Consider the following 6,000-nt stretch of genomic DNA (forward strand, 5'->3'; position numbering starts at 1 on the left):
CCGCGAGTCTAGTCGTCGGGCCGGGCCGGACCCGGGCGGTGTGCGGCCGGGCCCGCTGCGGGGAATGATCGGTACCGACCCATCCTTCGAACGGGAGAGTGCCATGCCCCTCGGATTCAACCGCAAGCCGACCGGCAAGCCCGGCGAGTGGTTCTACTGCATCAAGCACCAGAAGGTCGAGGAGGGGCCGGAGTGTCCGGCGAAGGACCGCCTGGGGCCGTACGCCAGCCGAGAAGAGGCCGCCCAGGCGCTGCGGATCGCGGACGAGCGCAACCGGGAGTGGCGCAACGACCCGCACTGGAACGACCGGCCCGAGGACGACACCGAGTAGCGGCCGCTCGGCGGCCGAGGGGCGGGAGCCGGTGGTCAGCGCGGCTCGGGGCCGGTGAAGTAGTTCTCCGAGATCTCCAGCACGACGAGGCGCCGCCCGCTCGCGAAGGCCTGGGCGGCCGCCTGGTCCTGCGGCCCCGGAGGGCGGGACCCGCGGTCCGCCCAGGCCGTCACGCCGTCGTCGGGGGACCGCGGCCGGGGGACGTTCAGGCCGGGGGTGGCCGAGGCCTCGGGGCCCTTCCGCTCGTCGAAGCCCAGACGCACCCCGAGCAGGTCCGCGCTGTCCTCCCGGGGGAAGCCGTACCAGAGCACCTCGCCCGGCCGGGGCGAGGCGTTGGTGTCGGCCGCCCTGGCGCCCTGGGCGGTCAGCGCGGGCTCCCACCGGGACCGGATCTGCTGCGGATCGCCCGCCACCGCCAGGTACCTGACCACCTGTCGGCGGCACTCCGCGGCCGGCCGGCGGGTGCCGAAGCCGTCGGACCAGCTCGGCCCGACGGCGCAGCCGTCCCGGAGGCCCTCGCCGATCACCTCGGCGCCGGAGAGCGCGGGGAGGAGCGAGGCGAGCCGGCGGTCGATCTCCGCGCCGAGCGCCCGGTCGGCGGCGACCACCTCGGGGGAGTCGGCGAGCGCCCGCAGGTCCGGCGGCGGCGGTCCGCTGGCCGTACGGTCCGCCCGGATGGCCGGCCTCACCGTCCCGCCGTCCGGCCAGAACAGCCAGCCGGCCACGATGCCCGCCAGCACGGTCAGGACGAGCACCAGGCCCGCCCACTTCTGCCAACCCCCCACCGCCATGGGCGGGAGTCTGTCACACCGCGGTGACGGCCTCCCGGGCGGCGCGTTCGTGCTCGGCGCGGACGGCGGCGGCGTGCGGGTCGGTGCGGTCGTCGTAGGAGAGCAGCTTCGGCAGGGCGGCGGCGACCGCGAGCACCGCGACCACGCAGGCGAGGCCGCCGGCCCACACCGAGGCGCGCACGCCGACCAGTCCGGCCATGGTGCCGGCCCTGACCTGGCCGAGCTGCGGGCCGACGGAGAAGCTGAGCAGTTCGACGCCCGCCATCCGGCCGCGCACCGCGTCCGGGATGGACTGGTTCCACATGGTCGAGCGGGCGAGCCCGCTGATCTCGTCGGCGCCGCCGGCCAGCGCCAGGCCGAGCAGCACCAGCCAGATGTGCCCGGACAGCCCGGCGAGCGCCATCGCCGCGCCCCAGCCGACGGCGGCGGCCAGCAGCAGCCGGCCGTGCCGGTGGACCCGGGAGGTCCAGCCGCTGGTCACGCCGACCAGCAGGGCGCCCAGGGCGGACGCCGCGTACATCGGGCCGAGCGCCCAGTCCGCGCCCAACTCCGAGGCCAGGAAGGGGAAGACGGCCACCGGGTAGGCGAACAGCATGGCGCAGATGTCGATCGCGTAGGTGCCGAGCAGGTCCTTGCGGCTCCACGCGTAGCGGACGCCGGTGAGCACCGCCCGGACCGACGGCCGCTCGGCGCCGGTGGGCGGCGGCACCGCCTTGATCCGGACGAGCAGCAGCAGCGAGAGGCCGAAGGTGAGGATGTCCAGCGCGTACGCGGTCTGCACCCCGGCGAAGGCCACCACGACGCCGGCCAGCGCCGGGCCGGCCACCGAAGCGGCGTTGTGGTAAAGCGAGTTGAGGGCGAACGCGGCGGTCAGGTGCTGGTGCGGGACGAGCCGCGGGGTGAGCGAGTCCAGTGCCGGGCGCTGGAGGCCGTCGGCGGCCGCGACCAGCGCGGCGACCAGGTAGATCGGCCAGAGCAGCGGGTGCGGCAACAGGGCGTTGAGCAGCAGCAGTCCGGCCAGCAGGCCGAGCGCCGCCTCGGCGCGCAGCACCAGCTTCCTGCGGTCCACGGCGTCGGCGAGGGCGCCGCCCCAGAGGCCGAAGACGACCAGCGGGACGAGCTCGACGGCGCCGATCAGGCCGACCGCGAAGGAGGAGCCGGTGAGTTCCTTGATCTGCATCGGTACGGCGACGAGGGTCAGGAAGCTGCCGAAGCTGGTGACGCAGCCGGAGGTCCACAGGTAGCGGAAGTCCCGCGAGGCACGCCAGGGGGAGAGGTCCGGGGTCAGTGAGCGCAGCAGCGTCCGGGCGCGCCCGGGCACGGGGGGATGCGGGGGTTCGTCGGTCACGAACCGTTATCCTCGGACGCCGATCGCCGTTCCCGCAAAGGGTTTTCGGGCGGCCTGCGAACCGGCCCGTGGTGAACGGGGCCGGCCCGGTTACCAGCGGCTGATCGCGGGCATCGAGGCCAGCCGCCCGGCGAGCCCGGCGAGCCGGTCGCGGACGGAGCGGTGGCCTGCCCACTGCCCGGCGGCCGCGCTGACCAGGTGCTGGGCGAGGTCGAAGGGCTCCTCGGCGGCGGTGCCGACGGTCAGCCGTTCGTGCGCAAGGCCGTGCAGGTCACCGGGATCGCCTGGCCCGTCGGGGGTGCCCCCGTCCAGCGCGAGCACGGTCGCGCCGTGCCGCCGGGCGTCCCGCACCCGCTCCAGCAGCTGCGCGCCGGCCGCCTCCGGCGCCACCACCAGCACGGTGGCGCCGCGTCCGGCCTCGGTGAGCCGCCGCAGGTCGTGGGTCAGGTGGGCCGGGGCACCGGCCGGCGGCCGGTGCCGCACCAGGGTGGGCGCCAGCCGCGGGACGTCCGACCAGGCGGCCTCGTCGTCCAGGTGGGCGGCCAGGTGCCAGGGTTCGTACCCCTCGGTGCCGACCAGCAGCAGCCCGCTCGCCCCGCGCCGCTCCACCGAACGGCGCAGCGATCCGGCGAAGCCGCCGACCGCCTCCAGCCAGCCCGTGCCCGTCAGCCGTTCCCGGAGTGCCGAAACTCTCACCGCGTCCATGCGGGCCAGGATGTCCCGGGAGGCCGGGGATTTGGCAGGATCGGCCCATGACTTCCCTCGATTCAGCGACAAACCCGGCCCACGAGGTCCCGGACGTCTCGCAGTTGGTGGTCGGTGTCCTCGGCGGCACCGGCGACCAGGGGCGCGGCCTGGCCCTGCGGCTGGCCAAGGCCGGCCAGCAGGTGATCATCGGCTCCCGCGACGCCGCCAGGGCCGAGGCCTCGGCGGCCGAGCTGGGCCTCGGCGTGCGCGGCGCCGACAACGCCACCGTCGCCCGGGAGAGCGACGTGGTGATCATCGCGGTCCCGTGGGACGGCCACGCCGCCACCCTGACCGCGCTGCGCGGGGAACTCGCCGGCAAGATCGTCGTCGACTGCGTCAACCCGCTCGGCTTCGACAAGCAGGGCGCGTACGCGCTGAAGCCGGAGGAGGGCAGCGCCGCCCAGCAGGCCGCCGCCCTGCTGCCGGACTCCCGGGTCACCGCCGCCTTCCACCACCTCTCGGCGGTGCTGCTCCAGGACGAGTCGGTGGAGACCATCGACACCGACGTCATGGTGCTCGGCGACGACCGGGAGGCCACCGACGTCGTCCGGGGCCTGGCCGGCCGCATCCCCGGGATGCGCGGCATCTTCGCGGGCCGGCTGCGCAACGCCCACCAGGTGGAGGCGCTGGTGGCCAACCTGATCTCGGTCAACCGCCGCTACAAGGCCCACGCGGGGCTGCGGATCACCGACGTCTGAGCAGACGTCCCGGCAACGCCCGCCGTGTCGACCTCACCCCTGGCCCCGCTCCGGAGGTGAGGTCGGCGACAATGGGGGACGGCCGCAACCCGGCCGTCCGCACCCGCTCCCAGGAGTCCGCCGCCATGCCTCGCACGTCCCTGCTCGCCCTGATCGTCGTCGCCCTGGCGCTGGTCGCCGCCGTCTTCTCGCTCACCCAGGGCCTCTGGCTGGGCCTGATCTGGCTGCCGCTGGCCGGCGTGGCCAGCAACGTGCTGTGGATGAACCGCCGCCGGGAGAAGATCGCCGCGGCTGCGGCGGCCGCCGCCGAGCAGGCCTAGCCCGGGCCTAGCCCCGGCCTAGCCCCGCCAGAAGCTGAACAGCTGGCGGCCGATCTGGGCGTACCCCCGGTCGACGCCGAGCAGTTCCATCGCGCCGTACACGGCCTCGAAGAACCACTGGTTCACCGCGGGCTGCCAGAGCAGCACGAACACCGCGAGCATCCCGTACGGGGCGAAGGGCTCGACCGCCCGCCGGGTCTTGTACGACAGCCAGGGCTCGATGATCCCGTAGCCGTCCAGGCCCGGCACCGGCAGCAGGTTCAGCAGGGTCGCGCTCAGCTGGAGCATGCCGAGGAAGCCCAGGGCCACGGCGAGCGGCGAGACCGTGTCCAGCTTGGGATCGTCCAGCCAGCCCGCGCCGACCGGGACCAGGATCAGCACGGCGGCGACCAGGTTCACCAGCGGCCCGGCGGCCGAGATCAGGCTGTGCTTGAGCCGGCCCTGGATCCGGTGCCGCTCGATCCAGACCGAGCCGCCGGGCAGGCCGATGCCGCCGAGGATCATGAAGACGATCGGCAGCACGAAGCTGAGCAGCACGTTGGCGTACTTCATCGGGTTGAGCGTGAGGTAGCCCTTGGCGCCGACGCTGATGTCGCCGCCGTGCAGCGCGGTGCGCGCGTGGGCATACTCGTGCAGGCAGAGCGAGACCATCCAGCCCGCGATCACGAACAGGAAGATCCCGAACCGCATGTTGCCGTAGCCGGAGTACACCGCCCAGCCGGACGTGCCGAGGACGGCGAGAAGCACCCAGAACACCGGGCTGATCCGGCGGTCCTCGCTGCGGGAGCTCGGCGTGGCGGCGAAGGTCATGGTGTGGGTGCTCCGGAGGCGGGGGAGGGGCGGACGCGGGACGGGACCGATCATGCCGGGCGGGCCGGTGACCGGACAAGCCGCTCCGGGTGAACGTCCGGCCGGGCGGTGGCGTTCCACCCTACGCGCCGGGTCCGGGAGGGCGGCAGCACAATTGTGCGGCCCCTGCTCCGCCGATCGACCAGAATGGTCCGGTGCACTACGGCATCCTCGGGACGACGACGGCCCACCACGACGACGGCACCGCGGTACCGGTCGGCGGTGCCCGGCTGCGGGCCCTGCTCACCGCCCTGGCCCTGAGACAGGGCAGGCCGGTCCCGGCCGACCTGCTGGTGGACGAGGTGTGGGACACCGGGCCGCCGCAGGACTCCTCCGCCGCGCTCCAGACCCTGGTCGGCCGGCTGCGCCGCACCATCGGCCGGGACGAGGTCGGCTCCGGCCCGGCCGGGTACTGGCTGACCGGCCCGGCCACCGACGTCGCCGACTTCCAGCGGCTGACCGGCGAGGGCCGCCGCGCCCTGGACGCCGGGGACCACGCGCTCGCGGCCGAGAGGCTGCGCGCCGCCCTGGCGCTGTGGCGCGGCCCGGCCCTGGCCGACCTGCCGGACCGCACCGGCCCTGCCACCCGGCTGGAGGCCCAGCGCGAGGAGGCCCGCCGCCACCGGATCACCGCCGACCTCGGCCTCGGCCGGGCCGCCGAGCTGGTCGCCGAGCTGGCCGAGCTGTGCGAACGGCACCCGCTGGACGAACCGTTGCAGCTGCTGATGATCCGGGCGCTGCACGAGAGCGGCCGGACGGCCGAGGCGCTGCGCCACTACGAGCGGGCCAGGCGCGCCCTGGCCGAGGAGCTCGGGGTGGACCCGGGCCGCGGACTCCGCTCCCTGCACGCCGAGTTGCTCGCCCCGGCGGACCGGCGGGCACCGGCGCCGCAGCCGGCCCGCTCCGCGCCGCTCGG

8 protein-coding genes are annotated in these 6,000 nt (G+C 75.1%); 4 read left to right on the forward strand and 4 right to left on the reverse strand.

Annotation, left to right across the window (positions count from 1 at the left end; translation table 11 throughout):
- Positions 1 to 103: 103 nt before the first annotated feature.
- Positions 104 to 331: a hypothetical protein gene (locus BU198_RS07550; RefSeq protein WP_188296054.1), complete on the forward strand. Its 228-nt coding sequence runs from the start codon at positions 104 to 106 to the stop codon at positions 329 to 331.
- A 35-nt stretch (positions 332 to 366) separates the two neighbouring features.
- Here the strand turns inward: BU198_RS07550 and BU198_RS07555 are convergent, their stop codons facing one another.
- The 3 genes from BU198_RS07555 to BU198_RS07565 all read right to left on the reverse strand — a co-directional run bounded on the left by BU198_RS07555 (position 367) and on the right by BU198_RS07565 (position 3,175).
- The gene (locus BU198_RS07555) at positions 367 to 1,122 is read right to left on the reverse strand and encodes a hypothetical protein (protein ID WP_188296055.1); all 756 of its coding nucleotides are present in this window, start codon (positions 1,120 to 1,122) and stop codon (positions 367 to 369) included.
- A 13-nt stretch (positions 1,123 to 1,135) separates the two neighbouring features.
- Positions 1,136 to 2,470, reverse strand: coding sequence for an MFS transporter (locus BU198_RS07560; protein WP_188296056.1), 1,335 nt, complete (start codon positions 2,468 to 2,470; stop codon positions 1,136 to 1,138).
- A 90-nt stretch (positions 2,471 to 2,560) separates the two neighbouring features.
- Positions 2,561 to 3,175: a hypothetical protein gene (locus BU198_RS07565; protein ID WP_188296057.1), complete on the reverse strand. Its 615-nt coding sequence runs from the start codon at positions 3,173 to 3,175 to the stop codon at positions 2,561 to 2,563.
- 47 nt (positions 3,176 to 3,222) lie between these two features.
- Here BU198_RS07565 and npdG point away from each other — a divergent pair, with 47 nt between their 5' ends.
- Entirely contained in the window at positions 3,223 to 3,915 is a 693-nt protein-coding gene (npdG, locus tag BU198_RS07570; protein ID WP_188296058.1) for an NADPH-dependent F420 reductase, read from the forward strand.
- 125 nt (positions 3,916 to 4,040) lie between these two features.
- Positions 4,041 to 4,235: a hypothetical protein gene (locus BU198_RS07575; RefSeq protein ID WP_188296059.1), complete on the forward strand. Its 195-nt coding sequence runs from the start codon at positions 4,041 to 4,043 to the stop codon at positions 4,233 to 4,235.
- Positions 4,236 to 4,253: 18 nt separating this feature from the next.
- On the opposite strand, the gene BU198_RS07580 is transcribed toward BU198_RS07575, so the two are convergent.
- The gene (locus BU198_RS07580) at positions 4,254 to 5,045 is read right to left on the reverse strand and encodes a site-2 protease family protein (protein ID WP_188296060.1); all 792 of its coding nucleotides are present in this window, start codon (positions 5,043 to 5,045) and stop codon (positions 4,254 to 4,256) included.
- Between the two features lie 194 nt (positions 5,046 to 5,239).
- On the opposite strand from BU198_RS07580, the gene BU198_RS07585 reads away from it, so the two are divergent.
- Positions 5,240 to 6,000 (forward strand): BTAD domain-containing putative transcriptional regulator (locus BU198_RS07585; protein ID WP_188296061.1); only part of this gene is annotated, 761 nt, incomplete at its 3' end.

This window comes from Streptomyces sp. CBMA156, assembly GCF_014596515.1.
GTDB lineage: Bacteria > Actinomycetota > Actinomycetes > Streptomycetales > Streptomycetaceae > Kitasatospora.